The following is an 18,656-nucleotide window of genomic DNA, read 5'->3' as shown; positions in this document are numbered from 1 at the left end:
GAGCGGGGCGAGAAGCGAGTGAGGTGTTGTGTATGAAGCTAACGCGCAAACAATGGATGATGCTGGTAGTGCTCGTGCTGGGCGCCTTTGTGACGGTGCTGAACCAGACGCTGGTGACGCCGGCACTGCCGTCCATCATGACCGAGATGAATGTCGATCAGTCCACGGCCCAATGGCTGACCACCGGGTTCACGCTGGTGAACGCCATCATGATCCCCATCACGGCGTTTCTGCAGGATCGGTTCTCCACGCGGAAGCTGTTCGTGTTCTCGATGAGCTTGTTTGCCGTGGGCACGCTGTTGGCGGCCGTGGGCCTCAACTTCCCGGTGCTTCTGGGAGGCCGTCTCGTGCAGGCCGCCGGCGCCGGCATCCTCATGCCGGTGACCATGACCGTGCTCATGCTGGTGTTCCCGGTTGATCGCCGCGGCTCGGCCATGGGCATCTTCGGCTTGGTTATCGCCTTCGCGCCGGCCATCGGCCCCACGGTGGCGGGCTTCGTCATCGACCAGGCCGACTGGCACATTCTGTTCTACCTCATCTTCGCCCTGTCCATCGTTATTATCGTTCCGTCGCTGTTCCTTGTGGACAACAAGGCGCCGGCGAACAAGGGCGACTCGGTGCTCGATCCGCTGTCGCTGGCCCTTTCCACCTTGGGCTTCGGGCTTATGCTCTACGGTTTCTCGGCCCTGGGCTCGGCCGGCTTCACGTTGGTGCCGCTGCTCACCACCGCGCTCGGCATCGTCGGCGTTGTGTGGTTCTTCATCCGCCAGACGCGTCTGCCGCGTCCGATGCTGCGCGTCGACGTGCTGAAGAACCGCCGCTTCCTCGTGGGCACCATCATCGGCATGCTCGTGCAGGGTGCGCTTCTGGCCGCCGGCATCCTCATGCCCATTTACGTGCAGTCGCTCCATGGGCTGTCGGCCACGGTGTCGGGCCTCGTGCTCATGCCCGGCGCTATCCTTATGGGCATCATGAATCCGCTCGCCGGCAAGTGGTTCGACCGCCACGGCCCACGCCGCATGGCCATCGTGGGCATGAGTTTGCTGACGCTCACCACCTTCGCCTTCGCCATTCTGAACCTCACGTCCAGCATCATTTACATCACCATCGTGTACACGGTGCGCATGTTCTCGATGTCGCTGGTGAACATGCCCATCACCACCTGGGGCATGAACGCCCTGGACAACAAGGTCATGAACCACGGCACCTCCGTGAACAACACGCTGCGCCAGGTGGCAGGCTCGCTCGGCACCGCCATCATCATCGCCGTGAGCACCCAGGTGCAGAACATCGCCTCGCCGGGCCTCGGCGCCACCGAGGGCACCATGCTGGGCATCAACGCCGCCTTCCTCGTGTGCACGGTGCTCTGCCTCGTCGGCCTGGTCATGACTATCGCCCTTGTGAAGGACAAGCCCGGCGAGGAGGCTGCGGTGGACGAGGAGGGCACCCGCAAGTCGCTGCTCACGTCCATCATGAAGACCGACGTGTACTCGCTGAGCCGGGAGGCTACGGTGGAAGAGGCCATGCGCCTGTTCGTGGAGAAGAACATCTCGGCGGCGCCCATCGTGGACGAGTCGGGCGAGCCGGTGGGCTTCATTTCCGATGGCGACATCCTGAAGCGGCTGAGTCCGCGCAGCAACTCGTTCACCGATCCCATCGTGCTCATCAACAGCACCGTGAACGACGACGAGGGCTACGACGAGAAGCTGGCGAAGGTCATGCAGATGCGCGCCAGCGAAATTGGCGCCGCCAGCCCCATCTGCGTGAGCGTGCACGCGAACCTGACCGATGTGTGCCGTGTTCTGTCCGAGAACCACCTGAAGAAGGTGCCGGTGCTGGAGAGTGGCCACATCGTGGGCATCATCAACCGCAGCGACATCACCCAGTACTCCATGGCCGCTTACCTGGCCGACCATCCGGAGCGCGCCGTCTACTGCGGTGAGGGCCCCTCCGGCCAGCACGAGTGCGTGGAAGAGGCCTGCGAGGAGTGTTAAATTCAAGCAGCCCCGGCGAGCGAGGGCAACGGGGCTGCTTGCGTGTGGGAAGCCGCAGGGTCGGCTTCCGTGCGTATGGGAAGACGCCAGGTGCGCGGGGTGCGATTGTGCGCTTGCTTGCGACGGTGCGGGCAAGCGGCGGTGCGCTGGTGAGGGGCATCCGGTATCTTTACCTCGATAGTAACTGTTTTGCGCGACGGCACGGGCCGTGGGCGGTCAAGCGTCTCCGATCTGCTATCCTATCGAAAACACCCGAGGCGTTCGCATCCCTGAGGCGCGAACCCCCTTAGGCGACGACCTTGCCGCTGCTTTTTGGGCAGCGGTTGTGTCGGCGCTTTCGCACGGAAAGGAAGGCCCATGTTCGGAGACAACCTAGAGCGCATCGTCGCGGCCATCGAGAAGAACTACGAGGCGGACGAGATCTTCTTCACCAAGCCCGGCCGCCGCTTCCCCAGCCGCGCGGCTATTAAGGGGCTCATCACCGAGTTGCGCCGCGTACTGTTCCCCGGCTATTTCGGACCGGAGATGTTGTCGCCCTCTACGAGCCCCAGCTACTTCATCGGCCAGACGCTCATCGACATCGAGTCGGTGCTGCGCCAGCAACTTATCTTGGCGCTCACCTATACCTCCGACGATCGCGACGACCTCGTCGGCAGCGGCAATCATTTGTGCGGCGGTTGCACGAGTGACTCCGTGTGCGAGCAGACGGCTGAAATCTGCACGAAGTTCTTCGACGCTCTGCCCGAAATTCAGCGCACGCTGCTCACCGACGTGCAGGCGCTCTACGACGGCGACCCGGCGGCGGGCTCGAAGGAGGAGGTCATCTTCACGTACCCGGGCTTGTACGCCATCTACGTGTATCGCATTGCGCATGTGCTCTACGATTTGGGTGTGCCCATCATCCCGCGCGTGATGACCGAAATCGCCCACTCTTCCACGGGCATCGATATCGGTGCTGGCGCTCATATCGGCGAGTACTTCTTCATCGACCACGGTACTGGCGTTGTCATCGGTGAGACTACCACTATCGGTGACCACGTGAAGCTGTACCAGGGCGTTACGCTGGGCGCGCTCTCCACCCGCGGCGGCCAGCGCCTGGCCGGCGTGAAGCGCCACCCCACCATCGAGGACAACGTCACCATCTACTCCAACGCCAGTGTGCTGGGCGGCGAGACGGTCATCGGCGAGGGCTCGGTTATCGCGGGCTCCACCTTCGTGACCTTCTCGGTGCCGCCCCATTCCCGCGTCTCTGTGAAAGAGCAGGAGATCCGCGTCCGCCAGCCCGGCGAGAGGGACTAATCGACAGCAAGCAGCGTCGGAGGATACCAAACTGGCGATCTTGACAGAGCGCTTGTGGAAACGGCGGGCGTCGCCCAGAAGCCTCTTCGCTAGTCTCGCCTTTACTGCTCGCCGCCGTTGGGTTCTACGAGGTATTCGAAGCCTTCCTGGGTGTATTCGCCGGCGATGCGCACGCGGGGAAGGGCCTCTACAGGGTCGCCCACCTCAACGCGGCGGTTCTCGATGGTGAAGGCGCACAGTATCCCAGCTTCTTCCATGTTAGCACAGCCTCGCCGACCCCCATGTTTTCACGTCTCAGGCCCAGCGAAGCAAATAAAAACCGGGAGCTGCGGAGGGAAGGTTTGTCGGGGACTCTCGACCTACTATGGATAGAAGGTCGAGAGTTATGATATACTGCTAGCAATTCTGAAAGGGGTTGCTATGCCGAACATGCAGATGAACTTTCGTATCGATGCCGAGCTGAAGCGGCGCGGGGATGAGCGCTTTGCTCGGTTCGGCTGCACGCCATCGGAGGCCCTGCGGCGCTTTTACGAGGTGGCGGCGCGCTACGACGACGAGTCCGAGGCAGCCTTGCAGGCGGTTATCGGCCCCGAGACGGAGGAGACCGACACCATGAGCGAGGGCGAGAAACGCGCCCAAGCGGTCACGGACTTCCTGGCATCGCTTCAGGCGCAACGCGAGGTCCTGGGTATTCCGCCAGCTGCCTCGCCTCAGGAGTTCTCGGATGAATATTGGGACAATCTTTTCTACGAGGCGAAGACCGAAAGACTGGCTGAAAGGGGACTCTGGTGACGGTTGCGGAGAATGCTATTGTTGTAGACAAAAACATTTGGCTCGACTTCTATCTTCACGAGCGGCCCCTTCATGAAGAAGCTACTCGCCTTATTCGCGTTGCGGAGAAATACAACGCCAATTTGGGAACGCCAGCGGATGCTGTCAATGAAGTTTTTTACACCATTGGGAAGTTTTTGAAGCAGCAAGTATGTGAGAACGGTGGCACTGTCGACGAGTGCACGGCCCGTGCTATAAACAACTTCGCGTGGGGGTGCGTCGACCACATGACCGATCTTGCGATATCGGTTCCCATGGACGATCGTACGGCGTGGCTAGCTCGCCACTATCGCGATATCACCTCGGATTACGAAGACGCTTCGGTGCTTGCTTGCTGCGAGCTGAGCAAGGCAAACTATCTGGTGACCCATGACAAGCGCCTGGCTGCCCAGGCCAACATAGCCACCAAAACCGCTACCGAAATGGCCGACCTCATAACCCGCGCCCACGGGGATTAGCCTCCCTGACCAATGCGATGGCCCGGGTGCGATCCTGTGACAAGCTGCCCTGTTTGCGAAGATTGCGAGACATTTTCCGTGGCCTGACAGTTGCCTGTTTGTCGGCGATGCCCTAGCATCGACACAGAGCATGATTAGAGAACGCGCCCGACGGCGATGGTGCGGCGATGGCGATAAGGTGTCGCCCGGTCGAAAAGCAGAAAGGACTCCCATGGAAAACTTCGAATTCGTTTCCCCCACGCATTTCGTCTTCGGACGCGGAGCTGAAGAGCAGGTGGGCGAGAAGCTGGCGGCGGCCGGGGCCAAGCGGGTGCTCGTGCACTTCGGCGGCGGGAGCGCCGTGGCCTCCGGGCTCATCGACCGCGTGGGCGCCTCGCTGGACGCCGCGGGCATCGAGCATTTGGAGCTGGGCGGCGTGCGCCCGAACCCCGAGATCACCCTGGTGCGCGAGGGCGTGCGCCTCTGCAAGGAGGCTAACGTCGATTGGGTTCTCGCCGTGGGTGGCGGCTCGGTCATCGACTCCGCGAAGGCCATCGCCAACGGCGCCTGCGTGGAAGGCGATGTGTGGGAGCTCTTCGAAACCAAGGCTACCGACCACGACGTGCTGCCCATCGCCGTGGTGCTCACCATCCCTGCCGCCGGCAGCGAGGCCTCGAAGAACACGGTCATCTCCAACGACGAGCTGGGCCGCAAGACCGGCTACGCCAACAATGCCCATCGCCCGAAGTTCGCCTTCATGAACCCGGAGCTCACGTTTACGCTGCCGCCCTTCCAGACGGCCGCCGGTCTCACCGACATGTTCTGCCACCTGCTGGAGCGCTTTTTCGACGATGTGGGCGCCGTGCCCGTGACCGACAACTTGAATCTGTCGCTCATGAACACCATCCGCGCCGAGGCGCCGCGCGTGCTGGCCGACCCCGACAACTACGATGCCCGCGCCAACATCATGTGGGCCGGCATGCTCTGCCATCAGGGGCTCGCCGGAGTGGGCCGCCACGAGGACTGGGCCACCCACGGTTTGGAGCACGAGCTGTCGGCGCTGAATCCGGCCATCACCCATGGCGCCGGTCTCGCCGTCATGTTCCCTGCCTGGATGGAGTACGTGCACACCGAGAACCCGGCGCGCTTCGCCTTCTACGGCCAGGCGGTGTTCGGCCTCACGCCCACCGGCGACGTGGAAGCCGACGCGCTTTCGGCCATCGACGAGACGCGCTCCTTCTTCGCGAGCCTGGGGATGCCCACCACTCTTGCCGAGCTGGACGTGGAAGAGACCGACATCCCGAAGATGCTGCCGACGCTGGCCCAGAACAAGGGCATCCCCTTCGGCACCTTCAAGAAGCTGACCCTGGAAGACGCCGAGGCCATCTACAAGCTGGCGCTGTAGGGGGCGGGGTTCGGAAGCCTAATTCTCGAGTAGCAGTTCTCCGTTGTCGAGCTTCTCCTGCAAGTAGTCGCGGAAGTAAGGGAGGTCGAACCCCACGAGGCCGCGTGCGCGTTTGCCAATGATGCCGGCGTCGATAAGCCGCTTGCGGTACTGCGCCACGACGGAAGAGGAACGCCCCAGCCGCTCGACGAGATCGGCGATGCGGCTGTCCCCTTCATCTTCCAGCATAGCTGCGGCGAAACGAAGGTCGCCGGGGGAGAGCTCGGCGAAGGTGGCGTCCAAAATATGGTAGGTCATTTCCTGCTGTGCGATGGCGATACCGCGCGCGAAGTCGGCCGAATCGAGTGTGCTAGCCCGGGGATTTTCGTCCCAGGCGTAGTACCCGACAAGCTGGAGCATGAAAGGAAAGCCGCCGATGGACTCCGTCGCTGCAGTCAGCGCCGCTGCGTCAACGTTGCGGTTGCCTGCTTGGGCCGTGCGCACGAGCGCTGCGGAAACCTCGCCGTCGGGAATGCGGTCAAGCGCCCTGCGGTTCGAGCGCCGGAGAAACAACACGGTCTTGTTGTTGAGCAAAGATGAGATGTTGTGCGGCAGTCCCGCCATGAGGAGCGCTACCTTGCGCCCCTCCCGAACAAAGTGCTGGTAGAAGGCGGCGAGCTGAACCATTTCGTCGAGCGTCGGATCGACTTCGTCGACGGTGAAGAGCACGCCGACTCCTTGGGGGTGAAAGGATTCTCCTCGATGCCCACAATGCCTCCTTCTAAGTTTTACTAAGGAGTTCTAAGTTTCACTAAGTTTAACTAAGTTCTTCTAAGGAGTTCTAAGTTTCACTAAGTTTCTCGATTCGGAATGAGGTTGACTTTTCAGCTGCTGCTGTCGGGATACCGTTACCTATATAAAAACGTGGTGAATCCTAAAATTCTCCTATGCAAAAACGTGGTGATTTGCAAAAATAACCTATGCAAAAACGTGAATCACCCTGAAAGGATGCCATGAAGCGCCAGGCCATCGAAGATATGAAGCGCTGGAAAGAATCTCCTCGACGAAAGCCGCTCATCGTGAGCGGAGCCCGGCAGGTGGGGAAAACGTGGCTTATGAAGGAGTTTGGGCGAGCGTACTTCAGGGAAACGGCGTACATCACCTTCGATGACAATCCCCAGCTCATCGCCGCTTTCGAAGGATCGTTGTCGCCGAACAGGCTCCTTCCCATACTCCAAGCTGAAGCAGGCGTCCGCATCGACAAGCATACTCTGCTCATTCTTGATGAGATACAAGAATCCCCTCGCGCCATTCAATCGCTCAAGTACTTCAACGAGCAAACTCCCCATATTCCCGTTGTTGCGGGCGGATCGGCGCTCGGACTTGCGTTGCGGCGGGGGAAGCGAACGGAAAATAAGCCGCAGGCGCGGGCTTCATTCCCTGTGGGGAAAGTGAGCTTTCTCGATCTCTACCCTCTCAGTTTCCGGGAGTTTTTAGACGGTGTTGGTGAGGAATTGTTGGCTGAATTGGTGTCTGCTCTTGACTGGGATGCCATGGCCCCGTTCCACGACCGGTTGATCGAGCTGCTGAAACAATATCTATTCGTAGGGGGAATGCCGGAGGCGGTGCTTTCCTTCGCAGAAACGTCGGATCCAGCGGAGGCGCGCCGTGTGCACAGCGAGCTCTTGCGCTCCTACAACGCCGATTTCTCAAAGTATGCCGACGATGCGCTAGCAGAACGGATTCGTCGTGTCTGGCGGGCGGTGCCGACAAACTTGGCCAAAGAAAACCGTAAGTTTATGTTTTCCAAGATACGGGAGTCGGCGAGAGCCCGGGAGTACGAAGATGCTCTGCAATGGCTGACCGACACCTCGCTTGTGTGTCCCTCGAGTTGTGTGAGCGTGCCCGAGTCGCCTCTTGCGTCTCATGAAGACGAGGGAGTGTTCAAGGTCTATGTGCTCGATGTGGGTCTACTTGGCGCAATGTGCAACTTGAGTGCCCGAACTATTCTCGATAGCGAGGCGTTGTTCAGTTCATTCAAGGGGGCGCTTGCAGAGCAGCTCGTTGCCCAAGAACTGCTTGCGAGCGGCCAGGCGGGCAACAAAGTGGATACGGGCAACAAGCTGCACTATTTCATGAACCAGTCGACGCGCACCGAAATCGATTTCATCGTAGATGGAAACGAGCGAGTGCCGCAGCCCGTGCCCATTGAGGTGAAGGCTGGAACCAATCTGAGGGCGAAAAGCCTTGCCGCTTTCGTCAAAAAGCATCTCCCAGTACTGGCCTTGCGCACTTCGTTGGCCCCTTTCTCACGTGATGGAGTGATTAAGAACGTGCCACTGTACGCGTTCGGTGCCTATTTCCACAAGGAGATCGCAGGACAATGACAACGCTCAGGCTGCCACGCAGGGGAGGGAGATACGTGGCGGCCTGTATGGGGAAGAGCGACTAGACGAGAGTAGCCGGCGGTTTTGGCGACTATCCTTGTCTCGCGCTATGCGGCTAGGTAAACCGCAGCAGCGTTGGCGGCGTTGCGGCCAGAGTTGACGTTGTTGTTCCCTCGCACGGCACAAGGCGCTCGGCAAGATCCTCGACGTGGGTAATTACCACCTGGAGAAGGGTTACGTCCTCGGTGCGACAAATGTCTCCCAAAAGTCCAACTTCCTCAACAAAAATGATCCAACTTCCGCAATGAAAACGATCCAACTTCCGCAATCACCTCGCTGACGTGGTATAGTAGGCGCACCGATCGATCATTGATGGAAGGGGCGCGCCATGGTGGAGAAGGACGAAGAGCGGCAGGAGGGCTATTGGCCGCGCGTGGCCGACGCTGTACTTCAGCGGGCGCTTCGGGCTTCCGGCGCCGTTCAGATCGTCGGCGCGAAATGGTGCGGCAAGACCGAGACGGCCAAGCAGCAGGCGCAAAGTGCTGTGTACCTCCAAGATCCCGACGAGGGTCCCTCTCTGGTCGCTTTGGCCGAAGTGCGCCCGTCGGTGCTCTTGGAAGGCGCCGAGCCGCACCTCATCGACGAATGGCAGATGGCGCCGCAGCTGTGGGATGCCGTCCGTTTCGCGGTCGACCAGGGGAAGGGCAAGGGCCGGTTCATCCTCACCGGTTCGGCTACGCCCAAGAAGAGACCGAAGCATTCCGGCGTGGGACGGATATCCCGTATGCATATGCGCCCCATGTCGCTCTTCGAATCCCGCGAGTCTACGGGTGCGGTCTCACTAGCGGGGCTCTTCGATGGTGCCGCCGAGGTGGGCGCCATATCTGATCGCTCCATCGAGGACATCGCCTTTGCGCTCTGCCGTGGCGGTTGGCCGGAGGCCGTGCTGGAAAGCGATCCGGAGATCGCCCTCGACCAGGCTAAGGATTACGTTGCCGAGCTGCTCGACTCGGACATCGACGAGATGGACGACAAGAAGCGCAACTCGACGTGGCTGCGGGCCATTCTGCGCTCCTATGCGCGCAACATATCCACCGAGGCGAGCCAGGCGACCATCGCAGCGGATATGGGAGGAGAGCCACCTTCGGAGAACACGGTCGCCGATTACCTTGACGCGCTCCGGCGCACCTACGTTACCGAGGACTTGCCGGCGTGGAATCCGGCGTTGCGCTCCAAGACCGCCGTGCGCACCAGCCCGACGCGGCACTTCTGCGATCCGAGCATCGGGGCGGCCCTGTTGGGCGCTTCTCCGCGGAAGCTCTTGCTGGACTTTAGTACCTTCGGGCTGTTTTTCGAATCGCTGTGCGTGCGTGATCTGCGCGTGTATGCGGCCAAGCTGCGGGGAACCGTCTACCACTATCGCGATAAGACGGGTCTCGAGGCCGACGCCGTCGTCGTCTTGGACGATGGTCGCTGGGGGGCCGTCGAGGTGAAGCTCGGCGAGAAGCAGGTTGAAGAGGGCGCGGCCCACTTGTTGAAGCTCGCCTCGCGTGTTGACGATTCCAAAGAGGGAGCTCCCTCGTTCCTTATGGTGCTCACGGGCCAGCAAGCGGCCTATTGCCGACCGGACGGCGTCTACGTCGTCCCGATAACCTGCCTGGCCCCGTAGCGAGAAGGTTGTCCAAAAGCCTTTCTCCGCCCTGTTGGGGCTCCGAAAGAGTCTCGGATTTCTCAGCTGGCGGTCAGAGCGCGTCGTTGCTGCGAGCCGTCGGCGCAGCGTCTTTTGGCCCTTCTTGTCGCCGATGATTTCGAGTCTCTGGAAGCAGGCGATATCGAGGTGCTTATCGCCGGCTTTGGAGGGCATTGCGCGGCTGGGCTCTCCGAGGTGTTCGGCACCGATTGGGCCGATGGGGCCATCGTCGAGGCTCTCGGATGCGGCGAGGCGGCAAAAAGGATGGACCACTCTGCTGTTTCGTGGGACATGCTGGGCCCAGATGCCTTCCGTGTTGCCCGACAAAACGGCTGGCTGCTCGAGCGCGCCTGCGCAGCGGGCCTTGATCGACTCGCTGCCTCCGATGCTGAAGCAGGCTCCAATCTCGTCGAGAGCCTGCGGGTCTACGTGGCTTGCGGCGGTGACGCGAACGCGGCGGCTGAGCGCCTCTGCCAGCACCCCAATTCGGTGCGCAACCGCGTCAACCGTGCTCGCGCGGTGCTGGCGATGGAAGACGCCACGGACAAGCAGCTGTTCGCCTACCTGTCGATGATCTTCCTCTAGGCACCTCGCTTTCGCAGAGCGCTGCGTGCGACAGGGCGCGGCTCGTTTGCGCCGTGGGCGGCCGCAAGCCCCGTTGTGAGCGCCCACAACGGGCCGCCTGAGAGCCTGTGGCCGCCTCCACATCCTGCCTCGGGTTCGCCTTTTATGCTGGACTCACGTTCCTAGCGGAGACCGTGGATCAGCGAGAAGGAGAACCCCCATGGAGATCAAGGATTTCGAAGTCGAGCAGTGGATGAACCTCTGGGAGACGAAGTGCACCCACAACGTCGCCGAGACGTGCGTGTACTCGCTGTCCCTCGACCAGCTCTTCGAGCTGACCGGCGGCGACAAGCAGGCGTTTCTGGACGCCTTCGCGGCGCGCCGCCTCACCTACGGCGACATCGAGGGTCGCCCCGACCTGCTTTCCGGCATCGCCAAGCTGTACCGCACCGTGGCGCCCGAGCACATCATCCCCACCCACGGGGCCGCCGGCGCCAACGCGCTCGTGCTCTCGACGCTGGTGAACCCGGGCGATCACGTAGTATCGGTCATGCCCACCTACCAGCAGCTCTACTCCATCCCCGAGATGTGCGGCGCTGCGGTGGACGTGCTACATCTGGAGAAGGAGAACGGCTACCACGTGGACGTGGAGGCCCTGGACGCCCTGTGCACGCCGGAGACGAAGGTCATCTGCATCAACAATCCCGACAATCCCACGGGCGCCCTGCTCGACGGCGAGACGCTGCGGGCCATCGTGGAGGTGGCGCGCAAGAACGACGCGTGGCTGCACTGCGACGAGGTGTACCGCCACCTGAACCAGGCCGACGAGTACGCCGAGTCGGTCGTCGACCTTTGCGACAAGGGCGTCACCACCAGTTCCATGAGCAAGGTGTGGTCGCTGGCGGGCATCCGTCTGGGCTGGTGCGTCACCAAGGACGAACAGCTGCGCCGAGGCCTTCTGTCCCATCGCGACTACAACCTCATCTCCTGCGGCTTGTTCGACGAGGCCGTGGGCGCCTACGCGCCGGCCCATGCCGACGCCATCCTCGACCGCAGCCGCCGCATCGTGCGCGAGAATTTGGCTACGCTTTTGGAATGGGTGGAATCGGAGCCGCACCTGTCCGTCGTTCCGCCCGAGGCCGGCACGACGGCGCTCGTCTACTACGACTACGACATCCCCTCCTACGATTTCTGCACCGATATGGTGAAGTTCAACGGTGCCTTCGTCACGCCGGGCGACTGCTTCGAGGAGCCGAAGAGCTTTCGCGTGGGCTACGGCTACTCCGACGATACGGCCAACTGCGCGAGCAACGGCGAGATCGAGCGCGGACTGGCTGAGGGCGCCTTCGGCCTGGATCATGTGCTCGGCGAGCTGGGAGACGTGCTGGTGGGGAAGGTGCCGGGCCGCACGAGCGCCGAGGACGTCACGGTCTTCGACTCGGCGGGCACCGCGCTGCTTGACATTGCCTGTGCCAAGATCGCCCTGGACGCCGCCGCGAGGCGCGGACTCGGCACCGTGGCAGAGCTCTAGAAGGTATTCTCAGGTGGTTTAGAGTTAATTCTGCGCCGTAGTGCTTTTTCCCATGGGCTTGTTACCAATCGGAAATACTAGACGCGTTATGGTGTGTCGGTTAGCGTCAATACAGGAAAGAGAGAGCTATGGGGCGTTTGACCGTTGAGGTGGCGGCGCGGGCCGATGCACGGACGGGGGAGTTCGTCGAGGCCTTCGCCCGACGCGTGGAAGCCATGCCGCCGGGCCAGTGTCCGGTGGGGATGGTGCTGGGACAGTTGCAAGCGAGCGCCGCGCAGACCTGCGGCAAGTGCACGCCGTGCGCCCAGGGCATGCCGAAAATTGAGGCGCTGCTGGGCGATGTGGCCGCCTTCCGCGCCACGGCGGCGACGGTGGATGAGATCCGAGATGCGGCCACGCTGCTGCGCGACACCGCCGATTGCGCCGTGGGCTGGCAGGCGGGGGCGATGGTGTTGGCGGGGCTCGACGCCTTCGCCGAGGAGTTCGCCAGCCACGTGGATGCGGGCACCTGCGCTCCCGGCACGCGTCAGACGGTGCCCTGCGTCACGCGGTGCCCGGCCCATGTGAACGTGCCGGCCTACATTGCGCTGGCCGAGGAAGGCCGCCTTGCCGAGGCGGTGAAGATGATCCGCAAGGACAATCCCTTCCCTACGGCCTGCGCGCTTGTGTGCGAGCACCCCTGCGAGGATCGTTGTCGCCGCACGATGGTGGACGCGCCGGTGAATATCCGCGGCATAAAGAAGTACATTGTGGACACGGTGGCCGCCGATACCGTGGAAACCCCCGCGCCGCTGCCCGCCACGGGCAAACGCGTCGCGGTGGTGGGTGCCGGCCCCTCGGGGCTCACCTGCGCCTACTTCCTGGGGCTCATGGGTCATGCGGTGACGGTATTCGAACGTCGCAGTCGCCTGGGCGGCATGATGCGCTACGGCATTCCCGCTTATCGGCTGCCCCGCGAGCGGCTCGACGAGGATATCCGCGCCGTGCTGGGTGCCGGCGACATCGAGGTGCGTACGGGCTGCGACGTTCAGACGGACGAGATGCGCACGCTGGTGGACGAGTTCGACGCCGTGTACGTGGCCGTGGGCGCCCAGGGCGGCAAGACCCTTTCCATTGAAGGGGCCGATGCGGCCGGCGTTATGAGCGCCGTGGACGTGCTGGAGGCCATCGGCGACGAGCAGTATCCCGACTTCACGGGCAAGAATGTGGTGGTCATTGGCGGCGGCAATGTGGCCATGGACTGCGCTCGCACCGCCGTGCGCGCCGGTGCCGCCTCGGTCACCGTGGCCTATCGACGCCGCCTGGAGGACATGACCGCGCTGCCCTCCGAGGTGGAGGCGGCCATGATGGAGGGCGTGGAAATGCGCTGCCTGCAGGCGCCGGCCCGCATCGAGGCGAACGCAGAGGGGAACGCGGCGGCGCTTATCTGCCAACCCCAGCGCATCGGCGCGGTGCGCGGCGGCCGCCCGGCCCCAGTGCCGGCCGACAAGCCTGAGGTGTGTCTGGCCGCCGACCTCGTCATCATCGCCGTGGGCCAGGCTATCGAATGTGCCCCCTTCGAGGAGTTCGGCATGCAGCATGACCGCACCTACCTGTGCGCCGACGCGTGCCTGCAAGCGCCCGGCTTCGACGCCATCTTCGTGGGCGGCGACTGCCAGTGGGGTCCCAAGACCGTCATCATGGCCATCGCCGCAGGCAAGACGGCGGCGGCCAACATCGACGAGATGCTGGGCTTCCGCCATCAGCTGGATTGCGGCGCCACCGTGCCGCCGGCGCACCCCAACGACCGCACCGCCTACGGGCGCGTGCAGGTGGCCGAGCGCCCGGCGTGCGAGCGCAAGTGCGATTTCAAGTACGTGGAAGAACCGGTGAGCGCCGAGGAGGTCGCTCAGGAGTGCGGCCGTTGCCTGCGCTGCGACGTGTACGGCATAGGCGCGCTAACCGGAAGGGGGCTGGAAACATGGTAACCATTACCGTGAATGGGCAGGCGGTGGAAGCCCCCGAGGGCGCCACCGTGTTGGAAGCGGCCACCGCGGCGGGGGTTCGCATTCCCACGCTGTGCTACCTGAAGGACCTGAACTGCATCGGCTCGTGCCGGGCGTGTTTGGTGGACGTGGAAGGCGAGGGGCTTGCGGCCTCCTGCAACACCGCCGTGCGCGAGGGCATGGTGGTGCGCACCGACACGCCGCAGGTAGCAGTGGCCCGACGGGCGAATCTGCAGGCCATCATGGACGATCACCGCGCGCTCTGCGCCACCTGCGTGCGCCAGGACACCTGCGCCCTGCGCGACCTTGCGAGCACCTTCAACCTGACCGACGCCCCGGGTCCCTTGCCCGAGCCGGCGCCCTGGGACGCCGACTTCCCGCTGCAGCGCGACAGCAGCAAGTGCATCAAGTGCATGCGCTGCGTGGCCATCTGCGAGAAGGTGCAGCACTGCGCCGTGTGGGACTTCACTGGGGTCGGCCCTTCCACGAAGATCATCGTGCGCGACAACCTGCCCATCGCCGAGGCCGGGTGCGCCCTGTGCGGCCAGTGCATCACCCATTGCCCCACCGGGGCGCTTACGGCCCGTGACGACGTGAGCCTCATCATGGAGGCCATCCTGGATCCGGCGGTGGAAACCGTGGTGCAGGTGGCGCCGGCCGTGCGCACGGCCTGGGGCGAGGGCCTGGGGCTTTCCCGCGACGAGGCCACGCCGGGACGCTTGGCCGCGGCCCTGCATGCGGTGGGCTTCGACCGCGTCTTCGACACCGATTTCGCCGCCGACCTCACCATTATGGAAGAGGGCAGCGAGTTCGTGGAATTTCTCGGCTCCGACGCGCCCCGCCCCATGTTCACGAGCTGCTGCCCCGGCTGGGTGCGCTTCGTGAAACAGCACTATCCGCAGTTCACGGCCCAGCTTTCCAGCGCCAAGTCGCCGCACCAGATGATGGGCGCCGTGGTGAAGAACACGCTTGCGGCCGAGGCCGACGAGGCCGGCCGCCGGCTGTTCGTCGTGTCCATCATGCCCTGCGTGGCGAAGAAGTACGAGTGCGACGTGCCGGAGCTTTCCACAGTGGTCGGCGCGACCCATGGGAACGGCACGAGCGACGCGGACCTGGCGCCCGACGCCCCGGCCGCCCCGGAGCTGGCCGCCGAGGCGACGCCGGATGTGGACGCCGTGCTCACCGTGCGCGAGTTCGGCCGCCTGCTGCGTTTGGTGGGCGTCGATTGCGCGGCGCTTCCCGAGGCGTCCTTCGACAGCCCCCTCGGTTTGTCCACCGGAGCGGCCACCATCTTCGGGCGCACCGGCGGCGTCATGGAGGCGGCCCTGCGCTCGGCAGCCTACCTCATCACCGGCGAGAACCCCGATTTCAGCGCCTGCGACACCACGGCCGCCACGCCTGAGACGCCCTGGATGTCCCGCGAGCTTGCCATCGGCGACGCCACCGTGCGCATCGCCGTGGCCAGCGGCTTGGAGAACACGTCGAAGCTTTTGGACGCGTTGGAGTCTGGCGAGGCCGCCTTCGATTTCGTGGAAATTATGGCATGCCCCGGCGGCTGCGTGGGCGGCGGTGGCCAGCCCATCCGGTTCAACAGCGAACTGGCCCAGACGCGGGCCGGGGTGCTGAATCGGCTCGACGCTGCGGACAAGTTGCGCTACTCCCACGAGAACCCCGACATTGCGAAGCTGTACGCCGACTGGATCGGCGAGCCGCTGTCGCATACGGCCCACGAGTGGCTGCACACCGATCAGGAAAGCTGGAAGATCTAGCGCCGTTGCGGAAGAAGGAGCAGGGGGCCGGAACCGCTGCGCAGCCGTTCCGCCCCCCTGTTTTTGTAGGATCGCGCGTATTCGACGGAAAGGAGAGGCTCATGACCGACAGACCAGCGGCACTGGCTGCGAAGCTCGCGCGCGGGCACGGCCTTTCCCCGGACGAGTACGCCGCGCTCATTGATGCCCGCACCCCGGCGTTGGCCGACGAGTTGGCCGGTCGCGCCCGGGAGGTGTGCGAGGCCGTCTACGGGGACGGCGTGTTCGCACGCGGGCTCATCGAGTTCACGAACATCTGCGCCAACGACTGCTACTACTGCGGCATCCGGCGCAGCAACCGCGCCTGCGAGCGCTATCGCCTTACCGGTGAGCAGATTCTGGCCTGCGCCGAGGAAGGGTGGCAAGCAGGCTTCCGCACCTTCGTGTTGCAGGGCGGGGAAGATCCGGCGGCGACCGACGAGTGGCTGGCCGGCGTGGTGGGCAACCTGAAGGCGGCCCATCCGGGCTGCGCCGTCACGCTGTCGGTGGGGGAGCGCTCGCGGGAAAGTTACGAGTGTCTGCGCGCCGCCGGCGCCGACCGCTACCTGCTGCGCCACGAGACGGCCACGGCCTCCCATTACGAGCGTCTGCATCCTGCGGGCATGACGCTCGGGCGCCGCATGGCGCGCCTGTCCGACTTGCGAGAGGCCGGGTTCGCCGTGGGCGCCGGCTTCATGGTGGGCTCCCCCTTCCAGACGACGGAGCACCTGGCGGCCGACCTCGCGTTCATCCAGGAGTTTCGCCCCGAAATGTGCGGCATCGGGCCGTTTGTGCCCCATCGCGACACCCCCTTTGCCGCCGAGGCACCCGGCACGGTGGAGCTTACCTGCTACCTGCTGTCCCTCGTGCGTCTGGCGCATCCGACGGTGCTGCTGCCGGCTACCACGGCCCTGGAAGCGCTGGATCCCCGCAGCCGTGAGAAGGGCATCCTCGCTGGCGCCAACGTCGTGATGCCGAACTTGTCGCCTCCCGAGCACCAGGGTGACTACGCGCTCTACGACGGCAAGCCGCGCTCGTCGGCCGATGCGGCCCGCAAATGGGCCGACCTGGCGGCGCGGCTTGAGCCCTTGGGGCGCCGCCTTGTGGAAGACCGCGGCGATCCCGCTGCAGCCTGGGCTTCGGTTGTAGGCCCTGCTGCGGCATCGGTTGTCTCGCCCGCTCGGGGCGCTGTGGTACTGGCAGCAGCGTCGCGCCCGGTTTCTGCCGCCGCCGCTACCGCGCCTGGTTCGTCTTCCGCCGCTTCCTTTCCTTCGACCTTCCCCCCTGTCCCTTCAACGAAAGTGAACCCCTCATGAGCAGCTACAACGTGCGCTCGCCCCGGGCCGACGAGTTCATCAACCACGAGGAAATCTTCGACACCCTGGCTTACGCCGAGGCGCACAAGAACGATGCGGCCCTGGCTCGTTCTATTCTGGAGAAGGCCCGGGCGAACCTGACGCCGGCCCACGACCACGGCACGACGCTCACCCATCGCGAGGCCTCGGTGCTGCTGGCCTGCGAGGATTCGGAGGTGAACGCCGAGATCCGCCAGCTGGCCCGCGACATCAAGCAGGCCTACTACGGCAACCGTATCGTGCTGTTTGCTCCGCTGTACCTTTCTAACTACTGCGTGAACGGGTGCCTGTACTGCCCCTACCACGCGAAGAACCGCGACATCCCGCGTCGCAAGCTCACGCAGGAGGAGATCCGCGCCGAGGTCGTCGCCCTGCAGGACATGGGCCACAAGCGCCTGGCCATCGAGGCGGGGGAAGATCCGATCCACAACCCGCTTGACTACATTCTGGAGAGCCTTGAGACCATCTACGGCACCAAGCACAAAAACGGCGCCATCCGCCGCGTGAACGTGAACATCGCTGCCACCACGGAAGACGCCTACCGCCAGCTGAAGGCCGCGGAGATCGGCACCTACATCCTGTTCCAGGAGACCTACCACCGCGCCCGCTACGAGGAGCTGCACCCCTCGGGCCCCAAGGCCGACTACGCCTGGCACACCGAGGCCCACGACCGCGCCATGGCCGCCGGCATCGACGACGTGGGGCTCGGCGTGCTGTTCGGCTTGGAGGGCTACGCCTACGAGTTCGCCGGCCTGCTCATGCACGCGGAGCATTTGGAAGCGGTGTTCGGCGTGGGCCCGCACACCATCTCGGTGCCGCGGGTGAAGCCGGCGAGCGACATCGACCCCGACGCTTTCGACAACGGCATTCCCGACGAGATGTTCGAGAAGATCATCGCACTCATCCGCATCGCCGTGCCCTATACGGGTATGATCATCTCCACCCGCGAGTCGCAGGCGGTGCGCGCGGCGGCGCTTCAGCTGGGCGTCTCGCAGATCTCCGGCGGCAGCCGCACGAGCGTGGGCGGCTACGGGGAAGAGACGCGCCCCCACGACACCGAGCAGTTCGACGTGTCCGATACGCGCACCTTGGACGAGGTCGTCGGCTGGCTCATGGACGAGGGCCATCTTCCCAGTTTCTGCACTGCCTGCTACCGCGCCGGCCGCACCGGCGACCGCTTCATGGAGTTCTGCAAGAGCGGCCAGATCCAGGACTTCTGCCAGCCGAACGCCCTGCTCACGCTGGGAGAGTACCTGTGCGACTACGCCAGCCCCGCCGTGGCGGAGAAGGGGTGGAAGATGATCGACACCGAGCTCGCCCGCGTTCCCGACGACCGCCGCCGCGCCCTGGCCGCCGACTACCTCGCCCGCGTCCGCACCGGCGAGCGCGACTTCCGGTTCTAGGAGGAGTCC

General features: G+C 64.0%; 15 protein-coding genes. 13 read left to right on the top strand and 2 right to left on the bottom strand.

Features of this window, described 5'->3' with window-relative positions:
• Positions 1-32 precede the first annotated feature (32 nt).
• Both ACYVRU_RS08185 and ACYVRU_RS08180 read left to right on the top strand, forming a co-directional pair.
• A complete protein-coding gene (locus ACYVRU_RS08185; RefSeq protein WP_461186010.1) occupies positions 33-1,994 on the top strand; it encodes an MDR family MFS transporter in 1,962 nt (653 codons plus the stop codon).
• Between the two features lie 357 nt (positions 1,995-2,351).
• The gene (locus tag ACYVRU_RS08180) at positions 2,352-3,293 is read left to right on the top strand and encodes a serine O-acetyltransferase (RefSeq protein ID WP_452040777.1); all 942 of its coding nucleotides are present in this window, start codon (positions 2,352-2,354) and stop codon (positions 3,291-3,293) included.
• A gap of 101 nt (positions 3,294-3,394) precedes the next feature.
• On the opposite strand, the gene ACYVRU_RS08175 is transcribed toward ACYVRU_RS08180, so the two are convergent.
• Positions 3,395-3,550 (bottom strand): hypothetical protein, encoded by a 156-nt coding sequence (locus ACYVRU_RS08175; protein WP_461186009.1) that lies wholly within the window; start codon positions 3,548-3,550, stop codon positions 3,395-3,397.
• 163 nt (positions 3,551-3,713) lie between these two features.
• On the opposite strand from ACYVRU_RS08175, the gene ACYVRU_RS08170 reads away from it, so the two are divergent.
• The 3 genes from ACYVRU_RS08170 to ACYVRU_RS08160 all read left to right on the top strand — a co-directional run bounded on the left by ACYVRU_RS08170 (position 3,714) and on the right by ACYVRU_RS08160 (position 5,966).
• On the top strand, positions 3,714-4,085 hold the full coding sequence (locus ACYVRU_RS08170; RefSeq protein WP_461186008.1) for a hypothetical protein: 372 nt from the start codon (positions 3,714-3,716) through the stop codon (positions 4,083-4,085).
• Positions 4,082-4,582: a type II toxin-antitoxin system VapC family toxin gene (locus ACYVRU_RS08165; protein WP_173111151.1), complete on the top strand. Its 501-nt coding sequence runs from the start codon at positions 4,082-4,084 to the stop codon at positions 4,580-4,582. The genes ACYVRU_RS08170 and ACYVRU_RS08165 overlap by 4 nt, the downstream gene beginning before the upstream one ends.
• Positions 4,583-4,793: 211 nt before the next feature.
• Positions 4,794-5,966: an iron-containing alcohol dehydrogenase gene (locus ACYVRU_RS08160; protein WP_418381332.1), complete on the top strand. Its 1,173-nt coding sequence runs from the start codon at positions 4,794-4,796 to the stop codon at positions 5,964-5,966.
• Positions 5,967-5,984: 18 nt separating this feature from the next.
• On the opposite strand, the gene ACYVRU_RS08155 is transcribed toward ACYVRU_RS08160, so the two are convergent.
• Positions 5,985-6,674, bottom strand: a complete 690-nt coding sequence (locus ACYVRU_RS08155) for an ATP-binding protein (protein ID WP_461186007.1) — start codon at positions 6,672-6,674, stop codon at positions 5,985-5,987.
• Between the two features lie 284 nt (positions 6,675-6,958).
• Here ACYVRU_RS08155 and ACYVRU_RS08150 point away from each other — a divergent pair, with 284 nt between their 5' ends.
• From ACYVRU_RS08150 to hydG, 8 genes are all read left to right on the top strand, one after another.
• Complete coding sequence (locus tag ACYVRU_RS08150; RefSeq protein WP_157011835.1) at positions 6,959-8,332, top strand: ATP-binding protein; 1,374 nt, start codon at positions 6,959-6,961, stop codon at positions 8,330-8,332.
• A 388-nt stretch (positions 8,333-8,720) separates the two neighbouring features.
• Positions 8,721-10,001 carry an ATP-binding protein gene (locus ACYVRU_RS08145; protein ID WP_114538890.1) on the top strand — a complete coding sequence of 427 codons (1,281 nt, stop codon included), beginning with the start codon at positions 8,721-8,723 and terminating at the stop codon, positions 9,999-10,001.
• A 114-nt stretch (positions 10,002-10,115) separates the two neighbouring features.
• A complete protein-coding gene (locus tag ACYVRU_RS08140; RefSeq protein WP_461186006.1) occupies positions 10,116-10,607 on the top strand; it encodes a helix-turn-helix domain-containing protein in 492 nt (163 codons plus the stop codon).
• A 199-nt stretch (positions 10,608-10,806) separates the two neighbouring features.
• Complete coding sequence (locus tag ACYVRU_RS08135) at positions 10,807-12,117, top strand: aminotransferase class I/II-fold pyridoxal phosphate-dependent enzyme (protein WP_461186005.1); 1,311 nt, start codon at positions 10,807-10,809, stop codon at positions 12,115-12,117.
• 128 nt (positions 12,118-12,245) lie between these two features.
• On the top strand, positions 12,246-14,084 hold the full coding sequence (locus tag ACYVRU_RS08130; protein ID WP_461186004.1) for an NAD(P)-binding protein: 1,839 nt from the start codon (positions 12,246-12,248) through the stop codon (positions 14,082-14,084).
• A complete protein-coding gene (locus ACYVRU_RS08125) occupies positions 14,078-15,871 on the top strand; it encodes a [FeFe] hydrogenase, group A (protein ID WP_461186003.1) in 1,794 nt (597 codons plus the stop codon). Before ACYVRU_RS08130 ends, ACYVRU_RS08125 begins: the two co-directional genes overlap by 7 nt.
• A gap of 101 nt (positions 15,872-15,972) precedes the next feature.
• Positions 15,973-17,205: a [FeFe] hydrogenase H-cluster radical SAM maturase HydE gene (gene hydE, locus ACYVRU_RS08120; RefSeq protein ID WP_461186002.1), complete on the top strand. Its 1,233-nt coding sequence runs from the start codon at positions 15,973-15,975 to the stop codon at positions 17,203-17,205.
• Entirely contained in the window at positions 17,202-18,647 is a 1,446-nt protein-coding gene (hydG, locus tag ACYVRU_RS08115; protein ID WP_461186001.1) for a [FeFe] hydrogenase H-cluster radical SAM maturase HydG, read from the top strand. Before hydE ends, hydG begins: the two co-directional genes overlap by 4 nt.
• Positions 18,648-18,656: the final 9 nt, after the last annotated feature.

The sequence above is a fragment of the Adlercreutzia sp. CNCM I-6216 genome, from assembly GCF_977113345.1.
The sequence above is the reverse complement of the archived record's forward strand: the minus strand, read 5'-3'. Positions and strand labels throughout refer to the sequence as shown.

Excerpts from the sequence above, each read along its gene's own strand:
- ACYVRU_RS08150 (WP_157011835.1), top strand. The coding sequence starts at position 6,959 with ATGAAGCGCCAGGCCATCGAAGATATGAAGCGCTGGAAAGAATCTCCT.
- ACYVRU_RS08175 (WP_461186009.1), bottom strand. The coding sequence starts at position 3,550 with ATGGAAGAAGCTGGGATACTGTGCGCCTTCACCATCGAGAACCGCCGC.
- ACYVRU_RS08130 (WP_461186004.1), top strand. The coding sequence starts at position 12,246 with ATGGGGCGTTTGACCGTTGAGGTGGCGGCGCGGGCCGATGCACGGACG.
- ACYVRU_RS08125 (WP_461186003.1), top strand. The coding sequence starts at position 14,078 with ATGGTAACCATTACCGTGAATGGGCAGGCGGTGGAAGCCCCCGAGGGC.
- ACYVRU_RS08160 (WP_418381332.1), top strand. The coding sequence starts at position 4,794 with ATGGAAAACTTCGAATTCGTTTCCCCCACGCATTTCGTCTTCGGACGC.
- ACYVRU_RS08185 (WP_461186010.1), top strand. The coding sequence starts at position 33 with ATGAAGCTAACGCGCAAACAATGGATGATGCTGGTAGTGCTCGTGCTG.
- ACYVRU_RS08180 (WP_452040777.1), top strand. The coding sequence starts at position 2,352 with ATGTTCGGAGACAACCTAGAGCGCATCGTCGCGGCCATCGAGAAGAAC.
- ACYVRU_RS08170 (WP_461186008.1), top strand. The coding sequence starts at position 3,714 with ATGCCGAACATGCAGATGAACTTTCGTATCGATGCCGAGCTGAAGCGG.
- ACYVRU_RS08135 (WP_461186005.1), top strand. The coding sequence starts at position 10,807 with ATGGAGATCAAGGATTTCGAAGTCGAGCAGTGGATGAACCTCTGGGAG.
- hydG (WP_461186001.1), top strand. The coding sequence starts at position 17,202 with ATGAGCAGCTACAACGTGCGCTCGCCCCGGGCCGACGAGTTCATCAAC.
- hydE (WP_461186002.1), top strand. The coding sequence starts at position 15,973 with ATGACCGACAGACCAGCGGCACTGGCTGCGAAGCTCGCGCGCGGGCAC.
- ACYVRU_RS08145 (WP_114538890.1), top strand. The coding sequence starts at position 8,721 with ATGGTGGAGAAGGACGAAGAGCGGCAGGAGGGCTATTGGCCGCGCGTG.